Here is a 16,230-nt window from a genome sequence, read left to right as displayed (position 1 = left end):
CATGAGTTCGCCCAACGATTCAGCACCGGGCACCCGCCGCGCCTTCCTGCGCATTCTCGCCGCTGCGGCGGCAACGGCTGCCTTGCCGCTGCCGTTGCAGGCCGTGCCACTGCCGCGGCCGTGCCCGGACAGCTGGCGCGAATGGTCCAGCTTCGTGCAGCGGAACATCGACGAAAGCGGACGCGTGATCGACTTCTTCAACACCGATCTGCGCAGCACCTCGGAGTCGCAGTCCTACGGTCTGTTCTTTGCACTGGTGGCCAACGACCAAGTGCTGTTCGGCCGCATCCTGGCCTGGACCCGGCAGAACCTCAGCGCCGGGCGCGCCGACATCAACCTGCCGGCGTGGCTGTGGGGCAAGGCCGCCGATGGCAGCTGGCGGGTACTGGACCCGAACACCGCCTCCGATGGCGAACTGTGGATCGCCTATGCGCTGCTCGAGGCGGGTCGGTTGTGGAACCGCCCGGGCTTCACCGCGGCAGGCAAGGACATCCTGGCCCTGATGCGCAAAGCCGAGATCGTCGATCTGCCCGGTTTTGGCACGATGCTGCTGCCCGGTGTGCAGGGCTTCGTCAAGGAAGAACGCTGGACGCTCAATCCCAGTTATCTGCCGCTGTTCGTGCTGCGCCGCTTCGCCATGGTCGATGCCAAGGGCCCGTGGCGGCGCCTGATCGAGCGCAGCGTGGTGCTGATGGAGCAGAGTGCGCCCAATGGTTTCGCGCCGGACTGGGTGGCGTGGAACGGTCGCGCCTTCGTCGCCGATCCGGACAAGGGCAGCACCGGCAGCTACGACGCCATACGCTGCTACCTGTGGGCGGGCATGATTCATCCCGCTGATCCGCTGCGTGCGCGCATGCTGCAGGCGCTGTCCGGTCCATTGTCGATGCTGCGCGCACAGGGCCGGCTGGCCGAAAAAGTCGACGTCAAGCAGGGCGTTGGCACCGGTACCGCACCGGTCGGGTTCTCGGCCGCACTGCTGCCGTACCTGTCCGCTGCCGGCGAGCCGACGCTGCTGCGCAACGAGCTGGCGCGCATTCCTGCGGACGCTGATCTCAATTACTACGACCGCGTGCTGATCCTGTATGGAAAGGGCTGGCACGACGGGCGTTACCGTTTTTCTGCTGACGGGCGCCTGCAGCCCGCCTGGAGTACTGCATGTTCCGCAAACGCCTGAAGCCCCTGTGCCTGGTCGGTCTGGCCGGATTGTCCGTGCTTTCCGCACCGGCGTGGGCGCAGAGCGCCTCGATCCAGCAGCTGGTCAGCCAGGGCAATTACTGGCAGGACCAGGGCCGCGAGGATCTGGCGGCCGACACGTGGCGCAAGCTGCTGGCCACCGATGCCAATCAGCCTGATGCGCTGCTCGGGCTGGGCCTGATCGACATCAACCAGGGTCGCCGTGCTGATGCGCAGCGCCGCTTGCAGCTGCTGCAGGCGCGTCACCCGAGCGCACCGCAGACGACGCGTCTGCGTCTCGCATTAGGTGGCAGCTCCAGCAGTGGGGGGGGCAATCCGCTGCAGGTGGCGCGCCGGGCGGCAGCCGCCGGTCGTTACGCAGAAGCCGTGCGCGCCTACGACCAGGCCTTTGGTGGCAGTGGGCCCACCGACGATGTGGCGCTGGAGTATTACCAGGTGCTGGCTGGCACGCCCGAGGGCTGGGCGCGCGCGCGCGATGGCCTGCGCGCGCTGGTGGCGCGCGTCGATTCGCCGTCTGCGCGCCTGGCGCTGGCCCAGGTGCTCACCTATCGCGAGCCGAGCCGTCGCGAGGGCATCGCCCAGCTGAGCACGCTGGCGCAGCGCCAGGATACTGCGGGCCCGGCGCGTTCGGCATGGCGGCAGGCCCTGCTGTGGCTCAACGCCACCACCGCCGATGCCCCGTTGTATGCCAGCTTCCTGGCGGTGCAGCCCAACGACCGCGAGGTCGCCGCCAAGCAGGCGCAGCTGCGCGAGCAGGCGGCCGCGCCTGCGGCCGACCCGAACGAGCGGCTGCTCGGCGAAGGCTTCCGCGCGCTGGAGAACAACCAGTTGGCGCAGGCCGAGGCGCGCTTCGCGCAGGTGCTGCGCGCGCGTCCACGCGATGCGCAGGCGCTGGGCGGGCTGGGGTCGGTCCGCCTGCGCCAGGAACGTTTCGAAGAAGCCAACGAACTGCTGCGGCAGGCGGTGGCCCGCGATGGCAAATGGCGGCAGGCCGCCAATGCAGCGCGCTACTGGACACTGGTGACCCAGGCGCAGAAGCAGTCTGGCAGCCAGGCCATTGCCAGCCTGCGTGAAGCGGTGGCCCTGTTGCCGAAGGAACCTGCTGGACTGGTCGCGCTGGCCCAGTTGCAGGAGACCAGCGACCCGGCTGCGGCGGAGAAGGGCTACCGCGCCGCGCTGGAGCTGGACGCCGGCAATGCCGGCGCCCTGCAGGGGCTGGTGGGGCTGCTCGGCCGGCAGGGCCGCGCTGAAGAGGCTGCGGTGCTGTTTGAACGTATGACCCCGGCCCAGCGCGAGCGCGCCGGTGGCGAGTCGGCGCTGCGTGCCAACGTGGCGCGTGCGCGCGCCCAGGAAGCGCTGGCATCGGGCAGCCTGCAGATGGCGCAGATCGAGCTGGAAGGCGCACTGCTGGCGCAGCCGCGCGATCCGTGGCTGCGGCTGGAGACGGCACGGCTGTACCAGCGCATGGGCCGTACAGCCGAGGCGGACCGGGTAATGGCCGATCTGCGCGAGCTGGACGACAGCTCGGTGGCCTCGCTGCACGCGCAGGCCCTGTACGCCCAGGAACGCGGTCAGTGGCCGCAGGTGCAGGCGCTGCTCGAGCGCATCCCGGAGACCGCGCGGGATCCGGCCATCGCCGCGCTGCGCAACCAGGCCTGGGTGGAAGGGCAGGTGGCACAGGCACGCACCCTGTTCCAACAGGCGCGCGCCGGTGAAGCGCAGCTGTTGCTGGCGCGCACCGAAGCCACGCTGGGCGCGCAGCCGCGCGATCCGCAGGCCATCGTGGCACTGGCCCGTGGCTACGCCGAAATCGGTGGCCAGCAGCGCGCCATGGTGCTGGCCCGCCAGCTGCTGGAAGGCAATGAGACCAACGCCGATGCGCAGCTGATGTATGCCGGCATCGCATTGCGTGGCGGTCGCGATGGCGAGGTGGCCTCGCTGCTGCGCCAGCTCGGCCAGGCGCAGCTGACGCCTGCACAGCAGGCACAGCTGCAGACCCTGCGCGGCGGTTATGTGCTGCGCCAGGTGGATGCGCTGCGCGAACAGGGCAATCTTGAAGGCGCCTATGCGGTGCTGGCCCCCGCGCTGGCCGAGCGTCCGGATGATCCGGGCAATATCGCCGCGCTGGCGCGGCTCTATTCGGCTGCCGGTGACCACGGTCAGGCGCTGGCCCTGTACCAGCAGCAGCTGCTGCGCGCGCCGGGCGATACCGATGCGTTGGTGGCCGCCGCTGGCAGCGCCGCCGCGCTGCGCGACATGGACAGTGCCGAGGCCTATCTGCAGCGAGCGCTGGCCCAGGCGCCGCAGTCGCCGGATGTGCTGGCAGCAGCCGGACGGGTGTATCGGGCAGCGGGCAAGAACCGCCGTGCCGAAAGTTACTTCAAGGCCTCGCTGGCTGCGGCCGCACGCCAGTCCGGCTACCACGACAATGGTCTGCCGACGGCGCCGGGTGCGCGTCTGGCCGGAGGAGCGGGTGCCTTCAATCCGTTTGCGGGCATGAACCGTGGACAGCCCAGCCGCGCACTGCGCAGCAGCGCGCAGCCGCTGCCGGCAGCGATGATGCTCGACAGTGGGACGGCCTCGTCCGTGCCCACAACCACGGTGCCCGCCGGCGCGTATGCCGCTGCGCCGATGGGACCGCTGTTCGATGCCGACGGTCTGCCGGCCCCGATGAGCGAAGCGGGCTTCGCCCTGCCGGTGCCGGGCACGGGTGCATCGCGGCGCGTGCGCGCCGAGCGCGGCGCCGACGTGGCCAGCCAGGGCGTGCTGGGTGAGCTGCGTGATCTGCGCGCGGAAAACAGCAGCAGCCTGTCGGTGGGTGCCAGCTTCCGCAGCCGCGATGGCGAGGCCGGGCTGGGCGCGGTCGATGACCTGCAGGTGCCGATGGAGGGCCGCTTTGCGGTGGGCGACGGCAAGCTGATCGTGGCGGTGACCCCGACCATCCTCGATGCGGGCCGTGCCAAGGACGAATACGCCACCACCAGCCGCTTCGGGGGTGGCCCCCAGGCCGCGCTGGCCGGTGCGCTGGCCGCCGACAGGACGCCGGTGGATTCGCTGGTGGGCTCGTCGCTGTATCAGACCCTGCTGACCAACGGTGCCAGCAATGCCACGCGCAACCTGCTTGAGCAGCGCGCGCTGGACAATGGGCGCTACCAGGAGCTGTACAACCAGACCGATGGCGCGCTGACGGCCGCCGAACGCCGCGCCCAGGCGCTGCAGCTGGTGTTTGCCGATCCGCTGCCGGCCTTCGTGCTGTCGCGCGATCTGGCCAATACGCCGATCAGTGACATCGCCCGGCAGGTGCTGGGCAATGCCAATCTGGCGCGCGGGCTCACCGCCGCCGAGCAGGCGCAGCTGCAGGCGCTGGCATCTGGCGGCAGTGCCGGGCAGAGTCCGCTGGCGTTCCAGGACACGCTGTATTCGATGGTGGCCAACGCGGCTGGCGCGCGCCGCATGTCGCCGCAGGACGCCACTGGCGTCGGAGTGGCGGTCGGGTACCAGCGCGGCGGCTTCGCGGTGGACGTCGGCACCTCGCCTCTGGGCTTTGATGAGAACCAGGTGGTGGGTGGCGTGGGCTACCAGGGACGCATCGGTGAGAGTTTCAACTACTCCGGCGAAGCATCGCGTCGCGCGGTGACCGACAGCGTGCTGTCCTTCGCTGGTGTCGAGGATGCGCGCACCGGGATGCGCTGGGGCGGGGTCACCGCCACCGGTGCCAAGCTGGGCGGCACCCTGGACAACGGCCTGATCGGCGGCTACGCGAGCCTGTCCTGGCATCGGCTGGAAGGCGAGAACGTGGCCAGCAACGAGCGTCAGGAACTGGGCGTGGGTGTGTACGTGCACGCCCTGGAAACCGAAGACCAGTCGCTGACCGCAGGCCTGAACGTGACCGCGCTGCAGTACGACCGCAATCTCAGCGGTTTCACGTATGGCCATGGCGGTTACTTCAGCCCGCAGCGGTATGTGGACGTCGGCTTCCCGGTGCACTGGAATGGCCGCAACACCCGCGCCGGGCTGACCTGGCAGGTGGACGCCAGCGTCGGCGTGCAGCACTTCGAGGAAAAGCCGGCCGACTACTTCCCCACCAGTGCGGCCATGCAGCAGGCCGCGTATGACGCCGCGTCGATGGCGGCGTTGCTGGGCCTGGTGCCCGAGTACGTCGATCCGGTATACACCGGCCAGACCAAGACCGGGGTCTCGTACAACCTCAGCGCGGCCGCGGAGTGGCAGCTGTCCAATCAGTTGTTCCTTGGCGGGCGGATGGAGTTCAACAACGCGCGTGACTACCGCCAGTTCGGCACCAGCCTGTACCTGCGCTTCCTTCTGGACCGTCTCGGCGCCGGTCTGGGCAAAGCACCGCAGGTGCTGCAGTCACCGTTCGCCAGCGGGCTGTGATGCAGCGTGATGGCGGGCTTTGCCCTGCGCGACGGCACGCGCGTGATGCGCTGTTGTAGCGCCGGGCTCTGCCCGGCGAGCGCGCAGCGCGGCGGTTCATGTTGAACCGGGGGGCAGCAGCCGGGCAGAGCCCGGCACTACAGAAGGGTCAGGCTTCCAATGCGTAGCGCAGCGCAAACAGCACGGCCACCAGCCATACCGCCGGATGCACGTCGCGCCAGCGGCCCGTACCGGCTTTGAGCACGGCATAGGCGATGAAGCCGAACGCGAGACCGTTGGCGATGGAGTAGGTGAACGGCATCGCCAGCGCACACAGCGCTGCCGGTACCGATTCGGTCAGGTCACTCCAATCGACCTCGACCAGCTCGCGCAGCATCAGTCCGGCCACGAACAGCAGAGCCGGTGCGGTGGCATAGCTGGGTACCATCGAGGCCAGCGGCGAGAACAGCAGCGCGGCCAGGAACAGGCCGGCCACGACCAGGGCAGTCAGCCCGGTGCGTCCGCCCACCTGCACGCCCGAGGCGCTTTCGGCGAACGCGGTGGTGCTGCTGGTGCCCAGCAGCGAGCCGGTGACGATCGCGGTGCTGTCGGCCAGCAGGGCGCGACCGAAGCGCTTCTGCCCGCCGGGCAGTTTCAGCAGGCCGGCACGGCCGACCACGCCGTACAGCGTGCCGGTGGCATCAAACACCTCCACCAGCACGAACACCAGCACGACCTGCAGCAGCACCGCCAGCGGCGCGCCGCCGTCGTGGTGCAGCAGCCCCGGCAGGTCCAGCTGCAGGAAGGTCGGGGCCAGGCTCGGCGGCAGCGACACCAGGCCCTGGTACTGCACGTCGCCCAGCGCCCAGCCGGCGCCGGTCACCGCCAGGATGCCGATCAGGATGGCACCGCGGACACGGCGGGCTTCCAGCACGGCGATCAGCAGGAAGCCGGCCAGCGCCAGCAGCGGCGGCGCGGTGTTCAACGGTCCCAACGCGACCAGCGTGTCCTCGTTGCCGATGATCACGCCGGACTTCTGCAACGCGATGATCGCCAGGAACAGGCCGATGCCGGCCACGATCGCCGAGCGCAGCGATGCCGGGATGCCCGAGACCAGCCAGGCACGCACGCCAGTGAGCGACAGCACCAGAAACACCAGGCCGGAGATGAACACCGCTGCCAACGCCTGTTGCCACGGCAGCCCGGCCGCGCCGACCACGGTAAAGGCGAAGAAGGCATTAAGGCCCATGCCCGGCGCCATGCCCACCGGGAAATTGGCGGCCAGCGCCATCACCGTCGAGCCCAGCGCAGCGGCCAGACAGGTGGCAACAAACACCGCGCCGGCGTCCATTCCAGTGGTTCCGAGAATTTCCGGATTGACGAAGACGATGTAGGACATCGTCAGGAAGGTGGTCACCCCGGCCAGCAGTTCGGTGCGCACGGTGGTGCCGTGCTGCTGCAGCTGGAACAGGCGTTCAAACAAGGACATGGTGGAGCCTATCGGTGGAGGACGGTCGTTGGCCGGTACGGGGGGCAGGCAACCGGGCCGATCCGGGCGCCAGCCTGTCACCATCGGCACGGTGGCCGTAAAAGGAGAAAGGCCGCGCGAGCGCGGCCTTTCCGGTTGCCTTACTTCAGCGCCTTGAAGCGCAGGCGCTTGGGCGCGGCGTCGTCGCCCATCCGGCGGCGCTTGTCCTCTTCGTACTCGCGGTAGTTGCCCTGGAAGAACTCCACGTGCGAGTCGCCCTCGAACGCCAGGATGTGCGTGGCGATGCGGTCCAGGAACCAGCGGTCATGCGAGATGACGAAGGTGTTGCCGGGGAACTCCAGCAGCGCGTCTTCCAGTGCGCGCAGGGTTTCGATGTCCAGATCGTTGGACGGTTCATCGAGCAGCAGCACGTTGCCACCCTGCAGCAGGGTCTTGGCCATGTGCAGACGACCGCGCTCACCACCGGACAGCGAGCCGACCATCTTCTGCTGGTCCTGGCCCTTGAAGTTGAAGCGGCCGATATAGGCCCGCGACTGGATCTCCACACCGTTGATGTTGAGGATGTCCAGGCCGCCCGCGATTTCCTGGAACACGTTGTGATTGCCTTCCAGCGCGTCGCGGCTCTGGTCGACGTAGGACAGCTTGACCGTCGGGCCGACCACGATCTCGCCGGTGTCGGGCTTCTCCTGGCCGGTGATCATCTTGAACAGGGTCGACTTACCGGCACCGTTCGGACCGATGATGCCGACGATGGCGCCCGAGGGCACCAGGAAACTCAGGTTGTCGAACAGCAGGCGGTCACCGAACTTCTTGGAGACGTTCTTGAACTCCATCACCGCATTGCCCAGGCGCTCGCCCGGCGGGATGAAGATTTCATTGGTCTCGTTGCGCTTCTGGTAATCAACCGACTGCAGTTCTTCCAGCCGGGCCAGACGCGCCTTGCCCTTGGTGCGGCCACCCTTGGCATTCTGGCGTGACCATTCCAGTTCCTTCTGGATTGCCTTCTGGCGTGCCTTCTCCTGGTTGTCTTCCTGCTTCAGGCGCTCGTCCTTCTGGGTCAGCCAGTCGGTGTAGTTGCCCTTCCACGGAATACCGCGGCCGCGGTCCAGTTCCAGAATCCATTCGGCCGCGTTGTCGAGGAAGTAGCGGTCATGGGTGACCGCCACCACGGTGCCGGTGTAGCGGGCCAGGAACTGTTCCAGCCATTCCACCGACTCGGCGTCGAGGTGGTTGGTCGGTTCGTCGAGCAGCAGCATGTCCGGCTTCTGCAGCAGCAGGCGGCACAGCGCCACACGGCGCTTTTCACCGCCGGAGAGCTTGCCGACCACGGCATCCCACGGCGGCAGGCGCAGTGCGTCGGCGGCCACGTCCAGCTGGTTTTCCAGGGTGTGGGCGTCGCCGGCAGCCAGAATCGCCTCCAGGCGCTCCTGTTCCTTGGCCAGCGCATCGAAATCGGCACCTTCCTCGGCATAGGCCAGATACACCGCGTCCAGCGCCGCCTGTGCCTGCAGCACCTCGCCCACGCCTTCCTCGACCGCTTCACGCACGGTCTTGGTCGGGTCCAGCTCCGGCTCCTGGGCCAGGTAGCCGACCTTGATGCCCGGCTGCGGGCGGGCCTCGCCCTCGAAGTCGGTGTCCACGCCGGCCATGATCTTCAGCACGGTCGACTTGCCGGCGCCGTTCAGGCCCAGCAGGCCGATCTTGGCGCCCGGGAAGAAGGACAGGGAGATGTCCTTGATGATCTGCCGCTTGGGCGGGACCACCTTGGACACGCGGTTCATGGTGTAGATGTATTGCGAGGACATGGAGTCTCCCAGAAGGACAACGCGCCGGGACCCGTTGCCGGGACCCGCGGGATTGGATGCAGTGGGCGTCACCGGGTGAGCGGCGCGCAGCGACCTCCCATTATCGCCGATCGCTTCCTGCACTGCCATTGCAGCGGCGTGGCGCGTTCACCGAGGCACGTGGCCAGCGGCGCGGTGGCTGAACGGGCCGGTTCCGGCTCGCGCGGGCCGGCACCGGCGGGTTGAGACGGACGGTCTTTTACGGCATGGCCTGACGCAGGACAGCGGGGGGCGGCGATGGGGGCGGACCGCGTGGCAGCGGATGCTTGCTTCGTCTTTCCAACAACCCGGAGTCCACCGAATGAAGTCTTCCGTCCATGCCCTGATGGCCAGCGTGCTCCTGCCTCTGACCCTCTCGGCCATGCCTGCGCTGGCGGTCACCGCCGAGGGGCAGGTCCCGGCCGCCGGGGTGCCCCTGCTGCCGATGCCTGCCGTGTTCGGGCCGCTGACCCTGCAGCCACATGCCCGGCACGTATTCGACGTTGACCGCAGCGGCGGCGACGATGCCGCCACGCTGGTGCTGGCTGCCCGGCGCGGCCAGAAGCTGTCCGGCACGCTGTCCATCGTCGACCCCGACACCGGCGCGGTGCGCCGTCAGCTGCTGCTTGACGGGCTGAGCGATCTGACCTTCCACGGCAATCCGCTTCCCGAGGGGGGCCGTGACCGCTACATCCTGCAGGCAGGAGGCTGGCCGATGACGCTGCGGTTCAGCCTGGTCGACCGCCACCCGGTGCTGCGCAACGGACGCGCCCATCGCCATGTGGCGAGCAAGGGCCCCTTCGCCGCGATGATCCGCCCGGGTGCAGGCAAGGCCACCGTCAGCACCTGGGGCGGCAACGGCGGCGCCACGCTGCGCGTTTACGAATGGCGCGCCGGCCATGCAAGCCGGCAGGTCTGCAACAGCGTCGGCGACAGCTGGCGCCAGTGCGAGATCGACAGCACGGGTCAGACGCCCTATCTGGTGGTGACCGACAGCGACGTTGCCGACCTCAAGGTGATCGCGCGCTGGTGATCGGCGTCCTGCCCTGCCATGCGTCGCCGCATGGCGGGGCAGGCAGGGCGACATTGGCCGGGTTCGGCCGCAGGGCCTACAATCGGAGGCTGCCGTCTTCTTCCCTGCCTGCCGGAGTACCCCGATGTTCCCGCGCGACGCCCGCATCGAAACCTACGACCCTGACCTGGCCAAGGCCATCGCCGACGAGGCCCAGCGCCAGGAGGACCATGTCGAGCTGATCGCAAGCGAGAACTATGCGAGCCCGCGCGTGATGGAGGCCCAGGGCAGCCAGCTGACCAACAAGTACGCTGAAGGCTACCCGGGCAAGCGCTATTACGGTGGCTGCGAGTACGTGGACGTGGCCGAGAAGCTGGCCATCGAGCGTCTCAAGCAGCTGTTCGGCGCCGACTATGCCAACGTGCAGCCGCACAGCGGGTCGCAGGCCAACCAGGCGGTGTACTTCGCCCTGCTGCAGCCGGGTGACACCATTCTGGGCATGAGCCTGGCCCACGGCGGCCACCTGACCCACGGGGCCAAGGTCAACGCGTCGGGCAAGCTGTTCAACGCCGTGCAGTATGGCGTGAACGAACAGGGCCTGATCGATTACGACGAGGTCGAACGACTGGCCGTCGAACACAAGCCGAAGATGGTCGTCGCCGGTTTCTCGGCCTACTCGCAGGTGATCGACTGGGCGCGCTTCCGCGCGATCGCCGACAAGGTCGGCGCCTACCTGTTCGTGGACATGGCGCACGTGGCCGGTCTGGTGGCCGCCGGTGTGTATCCCAACCCGATCGAGCATGCCCATGTAGTGACCTCGACCACACACAAGACCCTGCGCGGTCCGCGCGGCGGCATCATCATCGCCAAGGGCGCTGGCGAGGAGATCGAGAAGAAACTGCAGTCGATCGTCTTCCCCGGCATCCAGGGCGGCCCCCTGATGCACGTGATCGCAGCCAAGGCAGTGGCATTCAAGGAAGCGCTGGAGCCGGAGTTCAAGGCCTACCAGACCCAGGTCGTGAAGAACGCGCAGGCAATGGCCAACACGCTGATAGCGCGCGGCTACAGGATCGTGTCCGGCGGCACCCGGAATCATCTGATGCTGGTGGACATGATCGGCAAGGACGTTTCCGGCAAGGATGCAGAGGCCGCGCTGGGCAAGGCCCACATCACGGTCAACAAGAACTCGGTGCCCAATGATCCGCGTTCACCGTTTGTGACCTCGGGCCTGCGTCTGGGTACGCCTGCGGTGACCACGCGCGGCTACGTGGAGCAGGACTGCGTCGATCTGGCCAACTGGATCGCCGACGTGCTCGACGCCCCCAGCGACGAGACCGTGATCGCACGCGTGCGCGATGCGGTCAGCGCGCAGTGCCGCAGGTACCCGGTCTACGGCTGAGCACGGCTCCGCGCCCGGCATGCCGGGCGCGGGCAGGCACGTGACCACAGGCGGCGTTGATTTGCTGCCATCCTGCTTGTCAGGTACCGTTGCGACGCTGCCGTGACAACGGTATGACGTCCTTCCGCTGCAAGGCTGCTCCATGCACTGTCCGTTCTGCCAACATGCCGATACCCGGGTCATCGATTCGCGCGTCTCTGAAGATGGCGCGACGATCCGGCGTCGGCGTGAGTGCGAGGCGTGCAGCGAGCGTTTCAGTACGCTGGAGACGATCGAGCTGAAGCTGCCGGCGATCATCAAGAGTGATGGCAGCCGGGAGATCTTCGAGATACGCAAGGTGCGGGCCGGTTTTGACCGCGCGCTGCAGAAGCGTCCCGTGGCCGAAGAGAAGATCGAGGCAGCGGTGCGCGCAGTGGTCCACCAGCTGCGCATCTGCGGCGAGCGCGAGGTGCCCTCGATCCGCGTCGGCGAGTTCGTGATGAACGAACTGCGCAAGCTCGACCACGTGGGCTATGTGCGTTTTGCCTCGGTGTATCGCAGCTTCGAGGACGTGGCCGATTTCCGCGAGGAAATCGAGAAGCTTGAGCGCGACCTCCCTGCCAGCACCGACCAGCTGCAACTGCTGGGCGGCGTGATCGCCCTGACCAAGAAAAAGAAAGGCTGAGCTCGCCGCGTGCGGCCTGCCGCGACAAGGAGCCCGCATGCGCGCTGACAGCACCGCTTTTTCCGCTGTTGATCACCTGCACATGGCCAACGCCCTGCGTCTGGCTGAACGAGGGCGATGGACGACCCGGCCCAATCCGATGGTGGGCTGCGTGATCGCCCGGGGCGAGCAGGTGCTGGGGCAGGGCTGGCACCAGCGTGCCGGTGGTCCCCATGCCGAGGTTTTCGCCCTGCGCGAGGCAGGCGCCCAGGCGCGCGGTGCCACCGCATACGTCACCCTGGAGCCGTGTGCCCACCATGGACGCACGCCGCCCTGCGCGCTGGCCCTGATCGAGGCCGGCGTCGGGCGGGTGGTGGCGGCCCTGCGCGATCCCTTTCCGCAGGTCGATGGCGGCGGCTTTGACCTGCTGCGCCAGGCCGGGATCGAGGTTGAACAGGGTCTGCTCGCGGCGCAGGCACGTGAACTGAATCAGGGTTTTCTGTCCCGCATCGAGCGCGGCCGCCCGTGGCTGCGGGTCAAGCTGGCCTGCAGTCTGGATGGGCGTACCGCGATGGCCGACGGCAGTTCGAAGTGGATCACCGGTCCGGCGGCGCGCGAGGACGTGCAGCAGTGGCGTGCGCGCGCCGGTGCGATCCTGACCGGTGCCGGCACGGTCCTGGCCGACGACCCGCATCTGACCGTGCGGCTGGCGCAGGCCGAGGTGATGCCGCCGCTGCGCGTGGTGCTGGATGCGCGTCTGCGTTCGCTGGAGTGTGCGCGCGTGCGCCAGGGTGGCGCACCGACCCTGTATCTGCACGATGCGGCGGTGTCCGCGCCGGACGCCGCCGATGCCGCTTTTGCGTCGGTACCGAGCGTGGACGGTCGGCTGGATCTGGAGGCGATGCTGGCGCTGCTGGCCGCACGCGGCGTCAACGAGGTGCATACCGAGGCGGGGGCGACACTGTCCGGCGCATTGCTGCGTGGCGGCTGGGTGGATGAGCTGCTGCTGTACCAGGCGCCGACGCTGCTGGGTGAGCAGGGGCGGCCGCTGCTGGACGGGCTGGGCATTGAGCGCATGCAGCAGCAGCGGCGGTTGCAGGTGCTGGACCAGCGCTGGGTGGGTGAGGATCTGCGGCTGCGGTTGCGGCCGGTCTAGCCGGGCCCTTCTGCTCCGGGGCCAGCCCGGGTGATCATTCAGCCCTGTCGGAACCGGGCTGTTACAATACGCGTGCCGGGTTGCCGGCATCAATCAAACGTCTTCAGGGCGGGGTGCGATTCCCCACCGGCGGTAGATGCGGGGGTCTTCGGACGCCTGCATGAGCCCGCGAGCGCCCCGGTCCATCGCCGGGGGTCAGCAGATCCGGTCCAATGCCGGAGCCGACGGTCACAGTCCGGATGAAAGAAGACGGTGCTTCAGGGCCTTGCTGGCCCTGCGCCCGCCTGTTTGCCTTGCGGCGTTTTTCGCTCACTCATCGCGGAGAACGTTCTTGTTTACTGGAATCATCGAAGGTGTTGGCCGTCTGGCCGCACGTGAACCCATCGGCGGCGATGTCCGCTTCACCTTCCACGTCGGCTCGCTGCCGTTCGAGCATGTGCAGCTGGGCGAGAGCATCGCGGTCAACGGCGTCTGCCTGACCGTCATTGGCTTCGACGCGCAGAGCTTCCAGGCCGATGCCTCCACCGAGACGCTGGGCCTGACCACGCTGGGCCAGCTGGCCGACGGGGCAATGATCAATCTGGAACGCGCGATGCGTCCGACCGACCGGCTGGGCGGCCATCTGGTCAGCGGCCATGTCGACGGCCTCGGCCAGGTGCTGTCCATCCATGACGATGCGCGCGCGCAGCGCTGGCGTTTTGCCGCGCCGGCGTCGCTGCTGCGTTACATCGCCCGCAAGGGTTCGATCTGCGTCGACGGCGTCAGCCTGACGGTCAACGAGGTCGATGCGGAGGGCTTTGAAGTGGCCTTGATTCCGCACACCGTCGCGCATACGGCGTTCATGGTCACCGGGGTGGGCAGTGCGGTGAACCTGGAGATCGATCTGGTCGCCCGCTATGTGGAGCGTCTTGTCGCCCTGCCCGAAGCGGCGTCGCAGCGAGGAGGTTTCGCATGAACTTTGCGCCCATCCCGGAGATTCTCGAGGACATCCGCCAGGGGCGCATGGTGGTCATCGTCGACGATGAGGACCGCGAGAACGAGGGCGACCTCATCATGGCCGCCGAGCTGGTCAAGCCCAGCGACATCAACTTCATGGTCACCCATGGTCGTGGCCTGGTATGTCTTCCGCTGACCCGCAGCCGCGCGGCCGACCTGGGGCTTGCGCCGATGGTGCAGGCCAATACCGCGCAGTTCCAGACCAATTTCACCGTCAGCATCGAAGCCGCCGAGGGCGTGACCACCGGCATCTCCGCGCATGACCGTGCGCATACCATACGCACCGCGGTAAAGCCCAACGCGCGTCCGGCCGACCTGCACCAGCCGGGCCACATCTTCCCGCTGATCGCCCAGCCCGGTGGCGTGCTCACCCGCGCCGGCCATACCGAGGCCGGCGTTGATCTGGCCATGCTCGCCGGGCTGGAGCCGGCCGGCGTGCTGGTGGAAATCCTCAACCCCGACGGCAGCATGGCACGCCGTCCCGAGCTGGAAGTCTTCGCGCGCGAACACGGCCTGAAGATGGGGTCCATCGCGGACCTGATCGCCTACCGGCTGGCCACCGAGAAGACCGTCGAGCGTGTGGACGAGCGTCCCATCGACACCGAGTTCGGTGCGTTCACGCTGGTGACCTATCGCGACCGGATCGCCCACGACCTGCATTTCGCACTGGTCCGCGGCACGCCCGACGCTGACACGCCGACCCTGGTGCGCGTGCAGGTGGAGAACCCGCTGGCGGACCTGCTGCACTGGCGCCGCGATGATTTCGGCGTGGCCGCCACCGATGCGCTGCGTGCGATCGACGCCGAGGGGGCGGGTGTGATGGTGGTGCTGTCGGCCCCGCGCGACGGTGAGGCGCTGCTGGCCCGCCTGCGCCAGCAGCCGGCGCCGCAGGTGCCGGGCAAGGACAAGGATGTGGGCCAGTGGCGGCGCAATGGCGCCGGTGCGCAGATCCTGTCCGATCTGGGCCTGGGCAAGCTGCGCGTGCTGGGCACGCCGCGCCGGCAGGTGGGGCTGGCCGGCTATGGCCTTGAGGTGGTGGAAACCGTCACCCTGTAAGCAGCGGAAGCAGGGCCTGCCCAGGCCCGTAGGGTCCCGGTCCCGACGACCGGGGCCCATCCACGCTAGAATCTCCCTCTATTGAATACCCCAAGCCCCCTATGAGCTATTTCGAAGGCGATCTCCGCACTCCTGGTCCGGCACGTTTTGCCATTGTGGTGAGTCGCTGGAATACCCCGATCACCGACGCGCTGGTGAGCGGTGCGCGGCAGAGTCTGGCTGCCAATGGCATCGCTGAAGAAGCGGTAGATGTGATCCGCGTGCCCGGAGCATGGGAGATTCCGCTGGTGGCCGCACGTCTGGCGGCCAACCACCAGCATGCGGCGATCATTGCGCTGGGCTGCGTGATCCGCGGCGATACCCGCCATTACGAACACGTGGCCGACCGCTGTGCCGAGGGCCTGATGCGCGTGCAGCTGGACTTCGGCGTGCCGGTGCTCAATGGCGTGCTGGCTGTGGAACAGGCCGAGGACGCGCATGTGCGCGCCGGTGGCAGCCACGGCAACAAGGGCGAGGAGGCCGCGCTGGCGGCACTGGAAATGGTCAACCTACTGGAGAAACTGCCATGAACAAGAACACCCAGGGCAGGCCCTCCGGCAAGCCGGTCCGCCGCGATGGCGTTGACCCGGTGCTGCGCTCGCGCGCGCGTCGCCGCGCTGTGCAGGCGATCTACGCCTGGCAGATTTCCGGTGGCAACGGCCAGTCGCTGACCGCGCAGTTCGCCCACGAGCAGGCACGCGAAATCGCCGACCTCGGGTACTTCGAGAATCTCGTGCATGGCGTGCTCGACAACCGTCGCGACCTGGATGAAGCGCTGGCACCGTATCTGGACCGTGCCATCGAGGAAGTGGACGCCATCGAACGGGCGGTACTGCGGCTGGCCGCGTATGAGCTGCGCTTCCGTCCCGACGTGCCGTACCGCGTGGTGATCAACGAAGCCATCGAGTCGGCCAAGCGTTTCGGCTCCGAACACGGCCACACCTACGTCAACGGCGTGCTCGACCGTGCGGCAGTGGAGTGGCGCAAGGCCGAATCTGGCCACTGACTTCGTGCCGGGCCTGGCCCGGCCTCCCTGCGGTGAGCCCATG

Annotated in this window: 12 protein-coding genes and 1 riboswitch; of the genes, 10 read left to right on the top strand and 2 right to left on the bottom strand. The window is 68.1% G+C overall.

Annotated elements, in window-relative coordinates:
- Nucleotide 1: 1 nt before the first annotated feature.
- A complete protein-coding gene (gene bcsZ / locus RZA67_RS12970; RefSeq protein WP_317213139.1) occupies nt 2-1,174 on the top strand; it encodes a cellulose synthase complex periplasmic endoglucanase BcsZ in 1,173 nt (390 codons plus the stop codon).
- Complete coding sequence (locus RZA67_RS12965) at nt 1,156-5,589, top strand: cellulose synthase subunit BcsC-related outer membrane protein (RefSeq protein WP_317213138.1); 4,434 nt, start codon at nt 1,156-1,158, stop codon at nt 5,587-5,589. The genes bcsZ and RZA67_RS12965 overlap by 19 nt, the downstream gene beginning before the upstream one ends.
- A 148-nt stretch (nt 5,590-5,737) precedes the next feature.
- On the opposite strand, the gene RZA67_RS12960 is transcribed toward RZA67_RS12965, so the two are convergent.
- Together RZA67_RS12960 and ettA are read right to left on the bottom strand one after the other, a co-directional pair.
- On the bottom strand, nt 5,738-7,057 hold the full coding sequence (locus RZA67_RS12960; protein ID WP_317213137.1) for an NCS2 family permease: 1,320 nt from the start codon (nt 7,055-7,057) through the stop codon (nt 5,738-5,740).
- A 140-nt stretch (nt 7,058-7,197) separates the two neighbouring features.
- Nucleotides 7,198-8,862 (bottom strand): energy-dependent translational throttle protein EttA, encoded by a 1,665-nt coding sequence (ettA, locus tag RZA67_RS12955; protein WP_317213136.1) that lies wholly within the window; start codon nt 8,860-8,862, stop codon nt 7,198-7,200.
- 340 nt (nt 8,863-9,202) lie between these two features.
- Between ettA and RZA67_RS12950 the strand changes: the two genes are divergently transcribed.
- The 8 genes from RZA67_RS12950 (at nt 9,203) to nusB (ending at nt 16,187) form a co-directional block, all read left to right on the top strand.
- Nucleotides 9,203-9,913 carry a hypothetical protein gene (locus RZA67_RS12950; protein WP_317213135.1) on the top strand — a complete coding sequence of 237 codons (711 nt, stop codon included), beginning with the start codon at nt 9,203-9,205 and terminating at the stop codon, nt 9,911-9,913.
- Between the two features lie 124 nt (nt 9,914-10,037).
- Nucleotides 10,038-11,291, top strand: a complete 1,254-nt coding sequence (glyA, locus tag RZA67_RS12945) for a serine hydroxymethyltransferase (RefSeq protein WP_317213134.1) — start codon at nt 10,038-10,040, stop codon at nt 11,289-11,291.
- A gap of 142 nt (nt 11,292-11,433) precedes the next feature.
- Nucleotides 11,434-11,955 (top strand): transcriptional regulator NrdR, encoded by a 522-nt coding sequence (gene nrdR, locus RZA67_RS12940; RefSeq protein WP_317213133.1) that lies wholly within the window; start codon nt 11,434-11,436, stop codon nt 11,953-11,955.
- Between the two features lie 37 nt (nt 11,956-11,992).
- Complete coding sequence (gene ribD / locus RZA67_RS12935; protein WP_317213132.1) at nt 11,993-13,090, top strand: bifunctional diaminohydroxyphosphoribosylaminopyrimidine deaminase/5-amino-6-(5-phosphoribosylamino)uracil reductase RibD; 1,098 nt, start codon at nt 11,993-11,995, stop codon at nt 13,088-13,090.
- Between the two features lie 95 nt (nt 13,091-13,185).
- A riboswitch (FMN riboswitch) is annotated at nt 13,186-13,345 on the top strand.
- 76 nt (nt 13,346-13,421) lie between these two features.
- On the top strand, nt 13,422-14,045 hold the full coding sequence (locus RZA67_RS12930; protein WP_317213131.1) for a riboflavin synthase: 624 nt from the start codon (nt 13,422-13,424) through the stop codon (nt 14,043-14,045).
- Nucleotides 14,042-15,142: a 3,4-dihydroxy-2-butanone-4-phosphate synthase gene (gene ribB, locus RZA67_RS12925; RefSeq protein WP_317213130.1), complete on the top strand. Its 1,101-nt coding sequence runs from the start codon at nt 14,042-14,044 to the stop codon at nt 15,140-15,142. The genes RZA67_RS12930 and ribB overlap by 4 nt, the downstream gene beginning before the upstream one ends.
- 101 nt (nt 15,143-15,243) lie before the next feature.
- On the top strand, nt 15,244-15,711 hold the full coding sequence (gene ribH, locus RZA67_RS12920) for a 6,7-dimethyl-8-ribityllumazine synthase (protein WP_317213129.1): 468 nt from the start codon (nt 15,244-15,246) through the stop codon (nt 15,709-15,711).
- Entirely contained in the window at nt 15,708-16,187 is a 480-nt protein-coding gene (nusB, locus tag RZA67_RS12915) for a transcription antitermination factor NusB (RefSeq protein WP_317213128.1), read from the top strand. Before ribH ends, nusB begins: the two co-directional genes overlap by 4 nt.
- The last annotated feature ends 43 nt before the right edge of the window (nt 16,188-16,230 follow it).

Source organism: Stenotrophomonas sp. C3(2023), assembly GCF_032911385.1.
Classification (GTDB): Bacteria; Pseudomonadota; Gammaproteobacteria; order Xanthomonadales; family Xanthomonadaceae; genus Stenotrophomonas.
The sequence above is the reverse complement of the archived record's forward strand: the minus strand, read 5'-3'. Positions and strand labels throughout refer to the sequence as shown.